13 protein-coding genes are annotated in these 16,983 nt (G+C 69.2%); 3 read left to right on the top strand and 10 right to left on the bottom strand.

The annotated features are described in order from the left end of the window. The first annotated feature begins 15 nt into the window (after nucleotides 1–15). Nucleotides 16–2,784, top strand: coding sequence for a phosphoenolpyruvate carboxylase (gene ppc, locus QRN16_RS05120; protein WP_285184977.1), 2,769 nt, complete (start codon nucleotides 16–18; stop codon nucleotides 2,782–2,784). Between the two features lie 236 nt (nucleotides 2,785–3,020). Here ppc and pgl read toward each other — a convergent pair whose 3' ends face one another. The 5 genes from pgl to tkt are packed head-to-tail and all read right to left on the bottom strand — an operon-like array spanning nucleotide 3,021 to nucleotide 9,444. After that, complete coding sequence (gene pgl / locus QRN16_RS05115; protein ID WP_027505283.1) at nucleotides 3,021–3,761, bottom strand: 6-phosphogluconolactonase; 741 nt, start codon at nucleotides 3,759–3,761, stop codon at nucleotides 3,021–3,023. Beyond that, nucleotides 3,754–4,659 carry a glucose-6-phosphate dehydrogenase assembly protein OpcA gene (opcA, locus tag QRN16_RS05110; RefSeq protein ID WP_027505284.1) on the bottom strand — a complete coding sequence of 302 codons (906 nt, stop codon included), beginning with the start codon at nucleotides 4,657–4,659 and terminating at the stop codon, nucleotides 3,754–3,756. Before opcA ends, pgl begins: the two co-directional genes overlap by 8 nt. Then, complete coding sequence (gene zwf, locus QRN16_RS05105; RefSeq protein WP_285184975.1) at nucleotides 4,656–6,215, bottom strand: glucose-6-phosphate dehydrogenase; 1,560 nt, start codon at nucleotides 6,213–6,215, stop codon at nucleotides 4,656–4,658. The genes opcA and zwf overlap by 4 nt, the downstream gene beginning before the upstream one ends. Before the next feature lie 3 nt (nucleotides 6,216–6,218). Further along, entirely contained in the window at nucleotides 6,219–7,340 is a 1,122-nt protein-coding gene (tal, locus tag QRN16_RS05100) for a transaldolase (protein ID WP_027505286.1), read from the bottom strand. Between the two features lie 4 nt (nucleotides 7,341–7,344). Further along, on the bottom strand, nucleotides 7,345–9,444 hold the full coding sequence (gene tkt / locus QRN16_RS05095) for a transketolase (RefSeq protein WP_027505287.1): 2,100 nt from the start codon (nucleotides 9,442–9,444) through the stop codon (nucleotides 7,345–7,347). A 337-nt stretch (nucleotides 9,445–9,781) separates the two neighbouring features. Between tkt and QRN16_RS05090 the strand changes: the two genes are divergently transcribed. After that, nucleotides 9,782–10,759, top strand: coding sequence for a heme o synthase (locus QRN16_RS05090; RefSeq protein WP_502943990.1), 978 nt, complete (start codon nucleotides 9,782–9,784; stop codon nucleotides 10,757–10,759). A gap of 13 nt (nucleotides 10,760–10,772) precedes the next feature. On the opposite strand, the gene QRN16_RS05085 is transcribed toward QRN16_RS05090, so the two are convergent. Further along, the gene (locus QRN16_RS05085) at nucleotides 10,773–11,738 is read right to left on the bottom strand and encodes a quinone oxidoreductase family protein (RefSeq protein ID WP_285184971.1); all 966 of its coding nucleotides are present in this window, start codon (nucleotides 11,736–11,738) and stop codon (nucleotides 10,773–10,775) included. A gap of 105 nt (nucleotides 11,739–11,843) precedes the next feature. On the opposite strand from QRN16_RS05085, the gene QRN16_RS05080 reads away from it, so the two are divergent. Continuing rightward, entirely contained in the window at nucleotides 11,844–12,224 is a 381-nt protein-coding gene (locus QRN16_RS05080) for a hypothetical protein (protein WP_285184969.1), read from the top strand. 10 nt (nucleotides 12,225–12,234) lie between these two features. Here QRN16_RS05080 and QRN16_RS05075 read toward each other — a convergent pair whose 3' ends face one another. From QRN16_RS05075 to mptB, 4 genes are all read right to left on the bottom strand, one after another. Then, entirely contained in the window at nucleotides 12,235–13,218 is a 984-nt protein-coding gene (locus QRN16_RS05075) for a COX15/CtaA family protein (RefSeq protein WP_222631066.1), read from the bottom strand. A gap of 97 nt (nucleotides 13,219–13,315) precedes the next feature. Then, nucleotides 13,316–14,116, bottom strand: a complete 801-nt coding sequence (locus QRN16_RS05070; RefSeq protein ID WP_027505292.1) for an ABC transporter permease — start codon at nucleotides 14,114–14,116, stop codon at nucleotides 13,316–13,318. Further along, on the bottom strand, nucleotides 14,113–15,087 hold the full coding sequence (locus QRN16_RS05065) for an ABC transporter ATP-binding protein (RefSeq protein ID WP_056444673.1): 975 nt from the start codon (nucleotides 15,085–15,087) through the stop codon (nucleotides 14,113–14,115). Before QRN16_RS05065 ends, QRN16_RS05070 begins: the two co-directional genes overlap by 4 nt. Next, nucleotides 15,084–16,751 (bottom strand): polyprenol phosphomannose-dependent alpha 1,6 mannosyltransferase MptB, encoded by a 1,668-nt coding sequence (gene mptB / locus QRN16_RS05060; RefSeq protein ID WP_285186016.1) that lies wholly within the window; start codon nucleotides 16,749–16,751, stop codon nucleotides 15,084–15,086. The genes QRN16_RS05065 and mptB overlap by 4 nt, the downstream gene beginning before the upstream one ends. Nucleotides 16,752–16,983: the final 232 nt, after the last annotated feature.

Genomic DNA, 16,983 nt, shown 5'->3' with positions numbered 1-16,983 from the left:
GACGATACTGTCCTCATGACAGTCGTGGATCCAGGTCTGCCCGCCACCGAACCTCTGCGAGAGGACATTCGGCTCCTCGGTGGAATACTCGGTTCCGTCGTCCGGGACCACGAGGGCGAGGAGATCTTCGACCTCGTCGAGCAGGCCCGAGTGGAGTCGTTCCGCGTGCGGCGGTCGGAGATCGATCGCGGCGAACTCGCCCGGCTCTTCGACGGTATCGACATCACGCGTGCCATCCCGGTGATCCGGGCGTTCAGTCACTTCTCGCTTCTCGCCAACCTGGCGGAGGACATTCACCGCGAGCGCCGCCGCGCCGTGCACGTGCGTGCCGGGGAGCCGCCCCAGGACAGCAGTCTCGCCTCCACCTACAGCAAGCTCGATGCGGCGCGCCTCGACGCCGCCACGGTGGAGGACCTGCTCCGCGACGCCCTGGTGTCGCCCGTCATCACCGCGCATCCCACCGAGACGCGTCGCCGCACCGTGTCGGAGATCCAGAGCCGCATCACCGATCTGATGCGCTTCCGTGAGCGCACGGAACTGGACGACACGGAGATCGCGGAGACCGACGCGAAGATCGAGCGGCAGATCCTCGCACTGTGGCAGACGGCGCTGATCCGGCTGTCCCGCTTGCGGATCCAGGACGAGATCGAGGTGGGTCTGCGCTACTACGACATGTCGCTCTTCGACGTGATCCCACGCATCAACACCGAGCTGCGGGCAGCGCTACGCAGCCGTTGGCCGGATGCCGACCTGCTGACGCAGCCGATGCTGCGACCCGGATCGTGGATCGGCGGCGACCGGGACGGCAACCCCTTCGTCACCGGGGAGATCGTGCACCGCGCGACCAACCGTGCCGCGCAGGTCGCGTTCACCCGGTATCTCGCGGATCTCGTCGGTCTCGAGCACGAGCTGTCCATGTCGGCTCGGTTGATCGACGTGGACGCGGACCTGCAGGCCCTGGCCGATGCATCGAAGGACGAGTCGGCGTTCCGTGCGGACGAGCCCTTCCGGCGAGCTGTGCGCGGTATCCGCGGGCGACTGTCGGCGACGGCACGCCGCATGCTGGACGTGGTTCCGGACAACACCCTCGACTCGCCGAAACTCGAGCCGTACGGCGCCCCGCAGGAGATGCTCGACGATCTGGACCTGTTGGACCGCTCGTTGCGGCGCACGGCCAACGGCGTCATCGCCGACGACCGACTCGCGACGCTCCGGCAGGCGCTCGAGACCTTCGGGTTCCACCTGTCCGGGCTCGACATGCGGCAGAACTCCGAGATCCACGAGCAGGTCGTGGCGGAGTTGCTGGCCTGGGCGGGCGTCCACGCGGACTACGCGTCACTGTCCGAGGACGAGCGCGTCGAGATCCTCGCCGCCGAGCTCGAGACGCGGCGACCCCTCATCGGGCCCCGCGCGGAGTTCAGCGAGCAGACGGCCAAGGAACTGGCGATCGTCGAGTCCGCCGCGGACGCCGTGCGCACGTTCGGCGGCGGCGCGGTGCCGAACTACATCATCAGTATGTGCACCTCGGTCAGCGACATGCTCGAGGCCGCGGTGCTGCTCAAGGAGGCGGGCATCCTCGATCCCGGCGACGCCGAGACGGGTCCGTCCTCGCCCGTCGGTGTGGTGCCGCTGTTCGAGACGATCGACGATCTTCAGCAGGGCGCGGCGACCCTCACCGCGACGTTGTCCATCCCCGTCTACCGTGCGCTGGTGACGTCCCGCGGGGACAACCAGGAAGTGATGCTGGGGTACTCCGACTCCAACAAGGACGGCGGGTACCTGGCCGCGAACTGGGCGCTCTACCGTGCCGAACTCGACCTCGTCGAGGCTGCACGCGCCGCCGGGATCCGGCTACGACTGTTCCACGGCCGCGGTGGCACCGTGGGCCGCGGCGGTGGCCCGAGCTACGACGCCATCCTCGCTCAGCCCACCGGTGCGGTCACCGGCTCGCTGCGGATCACCGAGCAGGGCGAGGTGATCGCGGCGAAGTACGCGGAACCCCGCCTGGCGCGCCGCAACCTCGAGACGCTGTTGGCGGCGACCATCGAGAGCACGTTGCTCGACGTCGAGGGGCTCGGGGACGACGCCGAGCCGGCCTACGCGTTGCTCGACGATCTGGCGGCACGCGCCCAGGCCGCGTACGGGGCGCTGGTCCACGAGACGCCGGGCTTCGTCGAGTACTTCCGGATGTCCACACCGGTCGCCGAGATCGGGGAGCTCAACATCGGCAGCCGGCCGGCGTCGCGGAAGCCCACCAACTCGGTGTACGACCTGCGGGCGATCCCGTGGGTGATGTCGTGGAGTCAGTCGCGGGTGATGTTGCCCGGCTGGTACGGAGTGGGTACCGCGTTCGAGGACTGGGTCGGCGGCGACGCGGACAAGCTGGCCACGTTGACCGATCTGTACCGGCGGTGGCCGTTCTTCCGGACGGTGCTGTCCAACATGGCGCAGGTCATGGCCAAGTCGGATCTGGGGCTCGCCGCCCGGTACTCCGAACTGGTGCCGGACGAGCAGCTCCGCAAGACCGTGTTCGACATGATCTCGACAGAGCATGCCAAGACCGTGTCGATGTACCTGAAGATCACCGGGCACGACGGGCTGCTCGACGACAACCCGGCGCTGGCGCGTTCGGTGTTCAACCGCTTCCCGTACCTCGAGCCGCTGAACCACCTGCAGGTGGAACTACTCGCACAGCTGCGGGCGGGAGACGATCGCGAGCAGGTCAAGCGCGGCATCCTGCTGACCATGAACGGGCTCGCGACCGCGTTGCGCAACAGCGGATAGAGGGAACCGCGAGGACCCTCCCGGCGTCGAACAGAACAGACCCATTCGACGCCGGGAGGATCTCCGTCATGACTCCGCAGAACGAACACCGTTGCACCGCAACCGGATCCGCGTGGCGCAGGGGAGTGCCCCGGCGTCGACCAGCGGCCTCGACACCCGTCCGACCGAAGGACGATCAGCCCGGACGGCCGCCGGCCTGACCGTCGCTCAGAGGCGGGACGCCGACCCCGCGTCGCTCAGAGGCGGGACGCCGACCCCGCGTCCAGGAACCACACGGTCGACTCGAGGCCGTGTGCCCCGGCGGCCGGATGCTCAACCGGGTCCGCGCCCCCGACACAGGCGGCGACGGCATCGGCCTTGCCCTCGCCCGAGACGAGGAACCACACGTGCCGAGACCTGTTCACCGCCGGGAGCGTCAGCGTGATGCGCACGGGAGGCGGCTTGGGGGAGTCGGTCACGGCCACGACCCAGCGTGACTTCTCCTGCACCGCGTCACCGTGGGCGAAGAGGGAGTTGACGTGAGAATCCGGGCCCATGCCGAGCAGGTGGATGTCGAAGGCGGGTCCGTCCTCCGGTGCGAAGGCTGCCACCGACTGCAGGTAGGTCACCGCCGCGGCCTCGACGTCGTCGCCCAGCGGCGAGTCGGACGGGGCCATGACGTGCACGCGGTCGGGATCGACGCCGACGTGATCGAGCAGGGCGTCCCTGGCCTGCACGTAGTTGCGTTCCGGGTCGCCCTCGGGGAGGAAGCGTTCGTCACCGAAGAAGACGTCGACGGCGGACCAGTCGATGTCGCCGCCGAGGTCGCGGACAGCGGCCAGGGTCGCGACGCCGGTGCCGCCACCGGTCAGCACGACGGATGCGGTACCGCGTGCTCGCTGGGCATCGACGACCACCGAGACGAATCGCTCGGCCGCGGCGCGGGCGAGAGCCGCCGTGTCGTCGGAACGGTGGATCTCCGGTCGTGTCTCACTCATAGGTCACCTTCGTCAGGCCGGCGAGGGCCTCTTCGTAGATCTCGTCACGGTCGAGTCGACGCAGCTCCTCCGCGAGGCAGTCGCGGGTCTCCCGCCGGGCGAGTGAGACCAGCGTGTCCGGTTGTCCGGTGCGGATGAGGGTGGCCGTGGTGCCGGTCTGCGGCCTGCTGATGGACACGGTGCTGTCGGCCAGCACCATCTCCACACGCAGGTCGCCGACCTTGCGCACCACGGGGACGTCGAGGCGGGCAGCGAACCACCCGGCGAGGATGTCCAGTGCGGGCTCCTCGCGCAGACCCGACACGGTCACCGATCGCACCGGCTCGGCCTGCTGGTCGAGTGCCGTGGTGAGCAGCGCACGCCAATAGGTGATGCGCGACCAGGCGAGGTCGGAATCCCCCTCGGCGTACGACTCGAGTCGCGACGAGATGGCAGCGCGCGGGTCGGGTGAGTTGGTCGCGTCGGTGATCCGGCGGATGGCGAGTCGGCCCACCGGGTCCTCCTTCGGGACCGCCGGTGCTCCGCTCGGCCACCAGGCCACCACGGGGGTGTCCGGCAGCAGGAAGGGGAGAACGACGCTCTGCTCGTGTTCCGACAGCTCGCCCCGTAGTCGCAGGAAGACCACCTCGGACGCGCCCGCGTCGCCGCCGACGCGGATCTGCGCGTCCAGAACGTCGTCGTCGTCGCGATCACCGCGGGCCAACACGATCACACGACACGGGTGCTCCCGGCTGGCCTCGTTGGCCGCCTCGATCGCGGCTTCGAACTTCGCGGGATCACGGATGACGACCACCAGGGTGAGCACCCGACCAAGCGTGACGGCGCCGCCCGATTCGCGGAGCTCCACCAGCTTCTTCGAGACGGCACCGGTGGTGGTGGCGGGCAGATCGACGATCACGGCCTTCTCCATTCGCGTCCGGTGCGCTGCATCATCTCGTTGGCCGAGTCGGGGCCCCACGTGCCGGCCTCGTACGGATCGGCCGCGCCTCCGGACGCCCAGTACTCGAGGATGGGGTCGAGGATCTTCCACGACAGCTCGACTTCGGCATTGACCGGGAAGAGCGACGGCTCACCGAGCAGCACGTCGAGGATGAGCCGCTCGTACGCCTCGGGCGACGACTCGGTGAAGGCCTGGCCGTAACTGAAGTCCATGCTGACGTCCCGCACCTGCATGCTGGACCCCGGCACCTTCGATCCGAAGCGCAGCGTGACGCCCTCGTCGGGCTGCACGCGGATGACGAGTGCGTTCTGGCCCAGTTCCTCGGTCATCGTGGCGTCGAACGGCAGGTGCGGTGCGCGTTTGAAGATCATCGCGATCTCGGTCACGCGCCGCCCGAGCGACTTTCCCGTGCGGAGGTAGAACGGCACGCCGCCCCACCGCCGAGTGTCCACCTCGAGGGTGATGGCCGCGTAGGTCTCGGTGTTCGACTCCGCGTCGAACCCCTCCTCCTCCTTGAGCCCCTTCACCTTCTGACTGCCCTGCCACCCCGAGGTGTACTGCCCCCGGGCAGCGGTCTGCGCGAACGGCTCCGCCAGACGCGTCGACGAGAGGACCTTGATCTTCTCGCTCTGCAGCTCACTGGGGCTGAAGCTGACCGGCTCCTCCATCGCGGTGATGGCGAGCAACTGCAGCAGGTGGTTCTGGATCACGTCGCGCGCAGCGCCGATGCCGTCGTAGTACCCGGCTCGACCCCCCAGGCCGATGTCCTCGGCCATCGTGATCTGCACGTGGTCCACGTAGTGGGCGTTCCAGATCGGGTCGAACAGCTGGTTGGCGAAGCGCAGCGCCAGGATGTTCTGGACCGTCTCCTTGCCGAGGTAGTGGTCGATGCGGAAGACGCGATCCTCCGGGAACACCCGGTTGACGATCGCGTTGAGCTCCTTCGCGCTCGCGAGATCGTGGCCGAAGGGCTTCTCGATCACCACTCGACGCCAGTGCCGCGGCGCCTCGTCCTCGGACTCTGGCCCGGTGGCGAGACCGGACGCCGACAACTGCTCGAGCACCGTGGGGAACGCGCCCGGCGGGATGGACAGGTAGAACGCGTGGTTCCCACCGGTTCCGCGCTCGACGTCGAGTTCCGCAAGCGTTCTCGTGAGCTGATCGAACGCCGCGGCGTCGTCGAACGACCCCTGTACGAAGCGGATACCTTCCGACAACCGTTCCCACACGTCCTCACGGAACGGCGTCCGGGAGTGCTCCCGGACCGCGTCGTGGACGATGGTGCCGAAGTCCTGGTCCGACCATTCACGCCGGGCGAACCCGACCAGCGCGAATCCGGGCGGCAGAAGCCCACGGTTCGCGAGGTCGTACACCGCCGGCATCAACTTCTTGCGCGCCAGGTCGCCGGTGACACCGAAGATCACCAGGCTGCAGGGCCCGGCGATCCTCGGGAGACGCTTGTCTCTGCTGTCACGGAGCGGATTCACCCAGGGTGTGGCTGACTCCGTCGCCACGGTTCAGCTCTTCGACGCGGCGGAGAGTTGCTCGGAGGTGGCGTCGAGCAGTTCGCCCCACGACGCCTCGAACTTCTGGACGCCCTCGTTCTCGAGCACGAGGAAGACGTCGGTCAGGTCGATACCCAGTGCACTGATGGCGTCGAAGACGGCCTGCGACTCCTGACCCTTGCCCGTGATGGTGTCGCCGGTGACCTCGCCGTGGTCGGCGAAGGCGTCCATCGTCTTCTCGGGCATGGTGTTGACGGTGTTCGGGGCGACCAGCTCGGACACGTACAGCGTGTCGGGCAGGGTCGGGTCTTTCACTCCGGTGGAGGCCCAGAGCGGGCGCTGCGGCCGGGCGTTGTCGGTCAGCATGCCCTGGAAACGCGACCCGATCTCGAACACCTGCTGGTAGGCGACGTACGCGAGGCGTGCGTTGGCCAGTGCGGCCTTACCCTTCAGGTCGGTCGCCTCCGGTGTTCCGATGGCGTCGAGACGCTTGTCGATCTCGGTGTCGACGCGCGAGACGAAGAACGACGCGACCGAGTGGATCGACGACAGGTCATGGCCCGCGGCCTTCGCCGACTCGAGTCCCTCGAGGTAGGCGTTCATGACGGCCTCGTAGCGCTCGACCGAGAAGATGAGCGTGACGTTGACGCTGATGCCCTCGCCGATGACCTTGGCGATGGCGGGGATGCCGGCCTCGGTGGCGGGGATCTTGATCAGGACGTTGGGCCGGTCGACGATCTTCCACAGCTCGATCGCCTGCGCGACCGTCTTGTCGGTGTCATGGGCCAGGCGGGGATCGACCTCGATGGACACCCGTCCGTCGACTCCGTTGGTCGCCTCGTACACCGGTGCGAGCACGTCGCACGCATTGCGGACGTCGTCGGTGGTGACCGTGCGGATGACGGAATCGACGTCGGCACCGCGAGCGGCGAGCTCGTTCACCTGCTCGTCGTACGAGGTGCCCTTCGACAGGGCGGCCTGGAAGATCGACGGGTTCGTGGTGACGCCGACGACCGACTTGGAGTCGATCAGGTCCTTCAGGTTGCCCGAGGAGATCCGGTCACGGGAGAGGTCGTCCAGCCAGACCGAGACTCCGGCGGCGGACAGGTCTGCGAGATTCTGGTTCTGAGTCATGCTGTCATCCCTTCACGTTGGTGATGGAGCGCTGAGCTGCGGCCACGACGGCCTCGGCCGTGAAGCCGTACTCGCGGAAGAGCGTCGCCGCGTCCGCGGACTCGCCGAAGTGCTCGAGCGAGATGATCTCGCCGAAGCCGCCGACGATCTTGTACCAGGGCATCGCGATGCCGGCTTCGATGGAGACACGGGCCTTCACGGTGGGCGGAAGGACCTGGTCGCGGTAGTTCTGGTCCTGGCTCTCGAACCACTCGACACACGGCATCGAGACGACGCGCGCCGCGATGTCCTGAGCCTCGAGAAGCTTCTGTGCCTCCACGGCGTACTGCACCTCGGAACCGGTCGCGACGATGATCACGTCGGGTGCGGCCTTGGACGACTCGACCAGGACGTACCCGCCCTTGGAGACACCCTCGTAGCTGGTGCCGTCGAGAATCGGGATGCCCTGACGGGTGAGCGCGAGGCCGACGGGGCCGCTGCTCGAGGAGCGCGCGAGCACCGCGCGCCAGGCGTGGGCGGTCTCGTTCGCATCGCCGGGGCGCACGACCGAGAGGTTCGGGATCGCGCGCAGCGCCGCGAGGTGCTCGACCGGCTGGTGCGTCGGGCCGTCCTCGCCGAGACCGACGGAGTCGTGGGTCCAGACGTAGATGGGATCGATGTCCATGAGGGACGCGAGGCGCACCGCGGGACGCATGTAGTCACTGAACTGCATGAAGGTGCCGCCGTACGCACGAGTCGGTCCGTGCATGACGATGCCGGACAGGATCGCGCCCATCGCGTGCTCGCGGATACCGAAGTGCAGCGTGCGGCCGTAGGGCTCGGCGTCCCAGTCGTCGGTGGAGATCGACGTCGGGCCGAAGGACTTGGCGCCCTTCATTGTGGTGTTGTTGCTGCCGGCGAGGTCGGCGGAGCCGCCCCACAGCTCCGGCAGGACCGGGCCGACGGCACTGAGGACCTCACCGGACGCGGCGCGCGTCGCGATGGCCTTGCCGCCCGGCTCCCAGGTGGGGAGGACGTCGGTCCATCCGTCGGGCAGCGTGCCCTCGGTCAGACGGTCCAGCAGGCGGCGACGGTCGGGCTCGCGCTCGCTCCACGCGTCGAAGTCCTTGCTCCACGCCTCGTGCGCCGCGCGGCCACGCGCCTGCAGGCCGCGGGTGTGCTCGATGACCTCGTCGGTGACCTCGAACGTCTTCTCGGGATCGAAGCCGAGCGCCTTCTTCACGGCGGCGACCTCGTCGTCACCCAGAGCGGCACCGTGGACGGCACCGGTGTTCATCATCGTGGGGGCCGGGAAGCCGATGATGGTGCGCAGCACGATGATCGAGGGCTTGTCGGTGACGGCCTTGGCCGCCTCGACCGCCTCCTCGATGGCGGTGACGTTCTCGCCGCCCTCCACGACCTGCACGTGCCAGCCGTACGCCTCGTAGCGCTTGGCGGTGTCCTCGGACAGCGCGATGTCGGTGGAGTGCTCGATGGAGATCTTGTTGTCGTCGTAGAACAGGATCAGGTTGCCGAGCTGCTGCGTGCCGGCGAGTGAGGACGCCTCGGAGGTGATGCCCTCCTCGATGTCGCCGTCGGACGCGATGACGTAGACGTAGTGATCGAACGGGCTGTCGCCCCATGCGGGCTCGGGATCGAAGAGTCCACGCTCACGGCGCGACGCCATGGCCATGCCGACGGCCGAGGCCAGGCCCTGACCGAGCGGGCCGGTGGTGATCTCGACGCCCTTGGTGTGGCGGAACTCCGGGTGGCCGGGAGTCTTCGACTTGAACGTGCGCAGCGCCTCGAGATCGGCGAGCTCGAGGCCGAAGCCGCCCAGGTAGAGCTGGATGTACAGCGTGAGGCTCGAGTGGCCGCACGAGAGCACGAAGCGATCGCGGCCGATCCACGTGGTGTCCGTGGGATCGTGGCGCATCGTGCGCTGGAAGAGCGAGTACGCCAGGGGAGCGAGGCTCATGGCGGTTCCGGGGTGGCCGTTGCCGACCTTCTGCACCGCGTCGGCAGCGAGAACACGCACAGTGTCCACCGCCCGTGTGTCCAGATCGGTCCAGTCGCTCGGATGGTGAGCGCTGGTGAGAACGGTGATGTCGTCTGTGATCGACACGGGTGGAGATCTCCTGACACTGTCGGGGTGGGGGTGGCCAGTAGTGCACGGACGCGGCGCACTCGTCGCCGCTCCGCGCGTGATGAGCCTAGTTCCCCGGCGGGTCGGTCGGGGATACCCGGTTCACGGTCGAGCCTAGTTCCGTCCGGGACGCCTCGCTGGTTCCGCGACGGGTGGTCCGCCGCCGATCCGTCACACGACGCCCGAACCATCCGACTACCCGCCGATTGGGGTGATGACACAGGCGGCGTCTACCATCGCTTGTAGTAGCACCATTCCGCTCGGTAACTGGGCCGGGTGGTGGAGCGGACGGTGCGAGAGGGAGATTCGAGTGGGTATGCGGCAGAGCCCGAGCGGACACGGGTTCACCGACAGTCCGACCCGGGACGTGTCGACCGCTCCCACGTCGAGACTCGGCCGGCTGACGGCCAAACCCGCCGCCTACATCGCGCTGACGAAACCGCGCGTGATCGAGCTCCTCCTGGTCGCGACCATCCCCACGATGCTCCTCGCGGACCGCGGCACGGTGAACCTCCCGCTGCTGTTCGCCACGCTGTTCGGCGGGTGGATGGGTGCCGCCAGCGCCAACACGCTGAACTGCGTCGTCGACGCGGACATCGACAAGGTCATGAAGCGCACCGCGCGGCGGCCCCTGGCCCGCGAGGCCGTGCCGACGTCGCACGCCTTCGTCTTCGGCGCGCTCCTCGGAGTCGGATCCTTCCTCTGGCTCTGGTGGGCGGCGAACCTCCTCAGTGGGATCCTGGTCGTCGCGACGATTCTGTTCTACGTCCTCGTCTACACGATGGTGCTCAAGCGCCGGACCTCGCAGAACGTGGTCTGGGGCGGTGCCGCGGGATGCATGCCCGCACTCGTCGGATGGTCCGCCGTGACCGGGACCGTCGGGTGGCAGGCGATCGTCCTGTTCCTCGTCATCTTCTTCTGGACTCCGCCCCACACATGGGCCCTGGCCATGCGCTACAAGGACGACTACAAGGCGGCGGGTGTGCCCATGCTGCCCGTCGTCGCCACCGAACAGGTCGTCTCCCGGCAAATCGTCCTCTACACCTGGGCCACGGTTGCGGCCACGGCTGCGTTGATCCCGGCGGCCGGTGTCGTCTACGCCGCGGTCGCCCTGACGGCGGGTGCCTGGTTCCTCCTCATGGCGCACCAGCTCTACTCGGGCGTGCGACGCGGCGAGGCCGTGAAGCCGCTGCGCCTGTTCCTGCAGTCGAACAACTACCTCGCGGTCGTCTTCATCGGTCTCGCCGTCGACTCCGTGCTCGGGATGTCCACGGTCTCCGACTTCTTCTCCTGACACCCGCTCCGCGTCAGGGTTCCAGCACGATCGATCCCGCCGTCCGCCGGCTCTCCAGGTCGATGTGCGCCTGCCGGGCCTGCTCGAGCGGATAGCGATGCTCGACTCGGACCGTCAGGGTTCCGTCCGCCAGCGCGCGCACCACGTCTCCGCCGCGCCATTCCAGCTCTGCCCGGTCGCGGATGTGATGCGCGAGGGTGGGGCGGGTCAGGAACACCGAGCCGGCCTTGTTGAGGCGTTGCGGGTCCACCGGCGGTACCGGCCCGCTCGCGGCACCGAAGAGGGCCACTGTCCCGCGGATGCGCACGCTCTCGAGGCTCGCGTCGAACGTCGAGGCACCGACGCCGTCGTACACCGCCGCGACGCCGACACCGTCGGTGATGTCGCGCACGCGTGACGGGATGTCGTCGTCGTAGCGGAGAACGTGAGTCGCGCCTGCTTCGCGCGACAACGCCTCCTTCTCGTCGGTGGACACGGTGGTGATCACCGTCGCGCCCTTCGCCGTGACGAGCTGCGTGAGAATCAGCCCGACTCCGCCCGCGCCGGCATGCACCAGCACCACGTCGCCGGATCGCACGGGGTACGTCGACTCGATCAGATAGTGCGCCGTCATGCCCTGGAGCAGCACGGATGCCGCCTGAGGGGGATCCACACCCGCCGGCACCGCGATGGCAGCGGCGGCCGGGACCCGCACGAGTTCGGCGTAGCTCCCGGGCGCTGCGGCCCATGCGACGCGGTCGCCGACCGAGAACCCGGACACCTCCGAGCCCACCTGCTCGACGACGCCGGTGCCCTCGTCGCCCGGGACGTACGGCAGCTCCCGCGGGTAGGACCCGCTGCGGAAGTACGTGTCGATGTAGTTGATCCCGGAGGCCTGGACCCGGACCAGGAGATCGGCCGGGCCGGGTACCGGATCGGGGACGTCGGTCACGTCGAGGACGTCGGGTCCGCCGGTTCTGGTCACGAGTACAGCGCGCATGGGAAAAGTCTGCCACCGCGCCCGCGACAGCGGGGGCGGGACGGACCCACCGCTGAGTTACCGGCCAGTAGGGACGCGTGGGACGGACCGGGTATTCTCACGATCATGAGCACCGAGAGCATCGAGAACGCACCCAAGGGTGACTCCGGGCAGAGCACCGAGACGGCGGCCCCGCCGTCGAACCTGGTGTCCTCGATCGAGTCGTTCGTCGCAGCGCACGGCGGGTCCGCGACGGTGGTGTTGCAGCCGCTCGGCCGCGCCGGTGTCCGCATGACCCTGGTCGGTGCCGACGGGATCCTGGGGGACCGGGTCGCCGGCAATCTCCGCATCGCGCACGCGGTGGTGGACTCGCTCGACTCCGTGACCCTCGGTGACTGGGACCGCGAGCTGACGAGCATCGTCACCCCGCGCAAGGGTCACTTCGCGCAGATGGCGGGATGGGTGGCGCGTCAGTCGCATTTCCCGAAGGCGCGCAACGGTCTCTGACCGCGTCCGATCAGTCCGCGCGGGCCAGCCGCGGCGAGGTCACGTCGGTGTCCTCGGCTGCCGGCACGGTCTCCCGCTCCCGCAGAGACACCCAGAGAGCGGCCGTGGCGGCCGTGGCCGCGGCAGCACCGGCGACGTGGACGGCCACGAGGGCCGCAGGGACGTCGGTGAAGTACTGGACGATGCCGACGCACGCCTGGGCGACGACGATCGCGATGACCACCTGCAGACGCTTCTTGATGGCGGAGGCTCCGGACGGACTGACGGCGTAGACGGCGAACGTGAGCCCCACCAGCAGCGCCAGGTACCCCACCAGAAGTTCGGCGTGCAGGTGCACCAGCGTGACGATCTCCACCTCGAGCCGAGCCACGTCCGCGTCACCGGCATGCGGTCCCGCGCCGGTGACCATGGTGCCCGCCACCAGAACTCCGGCGAGAAGGGCCGCAGACAGCACGGTCAACCACCGCAGCGGCGCGGGCACGGCGGGTACCGATACGCCCTCGTCCTTCTCACCGATCTTGTGGAACAGCAACGTCGCGAGCCAGACCATCAGCATCGAGATCACGAGGTGCACCGCCACGGTCCACCACAGCAGCCCGGTGAGCACCGTGATGCCGCCGACGCCGGCCTGCAGCACCGTGCCCGCAGGCATGAGCCACGCGTAGACGACCACCTCGCGGCGGCGCCGTGCCCGTGTCACCGCCAGGACGATGGCAGCCGCGGTGAGGACCACGGCGAAGGTGAGCATGCGGTTGCCGAACTCGACCGCCTGGTGCAGGACGGGCACCTCGGACACGCCGACGGGCGTGAAGCTGCCGGGGAAACACTGCGGCCACGTGGGGCACCCGAGCCCGGAGCCCGTCACCCGGACCACGGCGCCCGTCACCGAGATACCGCCCTGCGTCAGGATCACGACGAACGCGATGATTCGCTGGACGCGAACGGAGGGGACCGGGAGGCGGTCGACCACGGAGAAGTACGCACGGGAGAGCACACGTCGATGGTAGACGGCATCTCCTACGCTGCGTAGTTGGCCTGCGGCCTGGGGTAGTCGGCCTGCGGCTTCGGGTGGTCGGACTGCGGCTTCGGTGTCAGGTGAACGAGAACTTGCGGGTCGCCCAGAAGCCGCAGATCGCCGCCCACACGACGAGGACCAGGATGCCGAACAGATCGGCTCGTCCCACGACGGCCTGCTCGAGCGTCTCCGCCATCGCGCCCGACGGGATCAGTCGCGCGATCATGCGGACGCCGCCGGGAAGTGCCTCGTTCGCGAACACCACGCTGCCGATTCCGAGCATCACGAACCACGCGATGTTGGCGAGGGCGAGCACGATCTCGGCCCGCAGCGTCCCGCCGAGCAGGAGGCCCATCGTGGCGAAGGTGACGGTGCCCAGAGCGATGACCAGCGCGCCCAGCACGAGTCCGCCGGGAGTCGGACGCCACCCGAGGGCGAGGCCGATGGCGCCGAGCAGTACCGACTGCAGCACGACCACGAGTAGGACGGCGATCGACTTCCCGGCGATCGCGCCCCACTTCGGCAGAGCGGTGGCGCCGAGTCTCTTGAGAGCGCCGTAGCGCCGGTCGAAGCCGACGGCGATGGCCTGGCCGGTGAACGCGGTCGACATCACCGCGACGGTCATCACGGCGGGTACGACGGTGCCGACGCGCTCGGTGCCGAAGTCGCCGAACGGCAGCAGCGTGAGGCCGATGAGCAAGGTCACCGGGATGAACATCGTCAGCAGCAGCTGCTCACCGTTGCGCAGCAGCAGAAGCAGTTCGAGGCGGCTCTGCGCCAGCAGCATGCGGCGGCGCGGTGCGGGCCGCGGATCCGGTGTGAACGTCCCCGGTGCGAATCGGTCGGACGCACGTTCGGACCGTGATGTCACGCTCACCCTCTCAGTTCCCGCCCCGTGAGGTCGAGGAAGACGTCCTCGAGGCTGCGCTGCTCCACACGGAGATCGGTGGCCAGCACGTTCAGTCGAGCACACCACGAGGTCACCGTCGCGAGCACCTGGGGGTCGATGGTCCCCTCGAGCAGATACGAGCCCGGCGAACTCTCGACCGGATCGAACCCCTCGGGCAGCACCATCTGCAGCAACGACAGGTCGAGGCCGGAGGGCGCGGAGAAGCGCAACTGGCCCTCGGCGCCCCGACGGGTGAGCTCGGTGGGCGTCCCCGAGGCGACGACCTGGCCGTGGTCGATGATCACCAGGTCGTCCGCGAGGTGCTCGGCCTCGTCCATCAGGTGGGTGGTCAGCAGGATGCTCACGCCGTCGCGCCGCAGCGCCTCGACGAGGTCCCACACGAGGAGCCGGGCCTGTGCGTCGAGCCCGGCGGTCGGCTCGTCGAGGAACACGAGCTCGGGGCGGCCGACCAGAGCACAGGCCAGCGAGAGGCGTTGTTGCTGACCGCCGGAGAGTCGTCGGTACGGCGTGCGGACGGCATCGGTGAGCCCCAACTGTCCGAGGAGCCACGCGGGATCGAGCGGGTCGGCCGAGTACGCGGCGACGAGGTCGAGCATCTCGCCCGCACGCGAGCCGGGGTAGGCGCCGCCGCCCTGCAGCATCACCCCGATCCGCGGCTTGAGACGGTCGGAGTCGACGATGGGATCGAGCCCCAGGACGCGGACCTCACCGGAGTCGGGCGTGTGGAAGCCCTCGCACATCTCGACGGTGGTGGTCTTGCCGGCCCCGTTGGGACCGAGGAGTGCGAGCACCCGGCCGCGCTGCAGCTCGATGTCGAGTCCGTCGACGGCCGCGACGTCACCGAAGTGCTTGACCACACCGCGGAGCGACACCGCCGGAGAGTCCGTCGGCGTCCCGGCATCGGACGCCGTGGGCGGAGGGACAGGTCGGGCGGTCACGATGATCCAGCGTAGGCGTCCGACGGACGGTCCGGCGCCGCCGCCCCGTCGCGTGCCCGCCAGGGCAGCAGTCGCCGCGTCGAGGCGTACAGCACGGCGATCGTCAGGACTGTCGCCACCGCCGCCTGGACGATGACGAAGGGCTGGACCTCACCGCCGGTCGGCATGACGATCAGCGAGACGAACGCGGAGAAGACGATCACCGGCACCCGGAACGCCGGTCGGGTGGCCCAGGCGGCCAGCGGGGTGACGGCCCACAGCAGGTACCAGGGCTGGACCACGGGGAAGAGCAGCACGAGTGCCCCGAGCGACACGCCGAGGGCTCCGATGGGGTGGAGCCGACCCAGCAGGACCGACACCAGCATCCGCACGATGATCAGCGCGGCCACCAGGGAGGCGATCGGGCGGGTGAGGGACAGCACGGCAGTGGTGTGGTCGCCGATGCCGAGGAGGACGCCGGCGCCTCCCGTGGCGAGGCCGAGCAGTGTGGGCAACGACATCCAGCTGCGCACGGCGTTGGCCGTGCCCAGGGTGTCCAGCCAGCCGAATCCGAGCCCGCTCGCGGCGCTGACGCCCAGGATCACGGCGACGGTCACCGCGCCGAGCAGGGCGGCGGCGGCGGCGACGTCGCGGGGCCGACCACCCCATCGACGGGCCAGGGCCATGCCCACGAATCCGAGCGCGAGCACCGACGGGATCTTGATCGTCGCGGACAGGGCGATGACCGCCGCGCCGACGAGCAGCAGCACGCCGGTACGGCCCCGCAGTGGTGCCGCGGACTCGACCGCACGGAACGAGAGTTCGAGCCCCGCGAGCATCAGGCCCAGCATTGCGGCCTCGTTGTGGATCCCGGCGACGAGGTGGAAGAGCAGGAGCGGATTGGCGGCACCGAGCCACAGCGCCGCCACGCTGGACACTCCGCACCGGGCGGCGAGGCGGGGGAGAGCCCACACGATGAGCGCGACGCCGATCAGCGCGACGATGCGATGCAGGAAGATCCCGGCGACGATGTCGTCACCGGTGAGCGCGGTGATGCCCCGACCGATCCACAGGAAGAACGGTCCGTAGGGCGCCGGGGTGTCGCGCCAGATGGTCGGCACGGTCCTGGTGAGCACATGGTCGACGCCGAGTGCCGCCTGCGGACCGATGGCGTACGGATCGAGTCCGCGGGCCGTGATCTCGCTCTGCGCCAGATACGAGTAGACGTCCTTGCTGAACATCGGTGGCGCGACGCACAGCGGCACGATCCACAGCGCGAGCGTGCGGTCCAGCTGGGAGCGAGACATCCGGCGCGGCGACGAGTGCGCGCCGAAAGATCCCACGGCGAGGCGGCCGAGGAGCAGCCATGCGAGCACCACGACGGCGGTGCCGATCATCGTGATGGTGAGTGCGGCGGGGAGCGCGCGAGCGAAGAGCCCGAGCACGCGGACACCCTGCACCGGGTTCTGGAGAACCGGTTGTGCGCCGGCGCCCAGTGCACCGAGGGCCATCATCGCGGCGCCGATGGCACCGAAGCGGCGGATCCGTGTGAGATCGCGCACCTCGGCGGCGTTCAGTTCGGGGCGCTCGGGCTCGTTGTCGTGCAGAAACGCGACGCGGTCGCTGCGCGGAGACCCCTCGATCCCCAGCACCCGACGCGTCGCTCGACGGGCCGTCGCCCGCATCCGCGCGGTGGTACCGGAGCTTCTCGGCTCCGTCGCACCCGCCGTGACCACGTCGTCGGTGCCGCCCGCGAGGGACGCCGAGGCGTCGGTCGGTGTCACCGGCGCGGAGGGCACGGAGTCGTCGGCAGGTGCGGGCACAGAACGGAGCGTATCGACACCGGCGCCGATCACGAACGTCGCCGCGGCATCGGCCCTGCTACCCAGGGTGCCCTTGCTGGAACCTCTCCGGTAA

It is taken from the genome of Rhodococcus sp. MEB041 (assembly GCF_030208955.1).
Lineage (GTDB): Bacteria > Actinomycetota > Actinomycetes > Mycobacteriales > Mycobacteriaceae > Rhodococcoides.
This window is presented reverse-complemented; position numbering and strand designations above follow the sequence as displayed.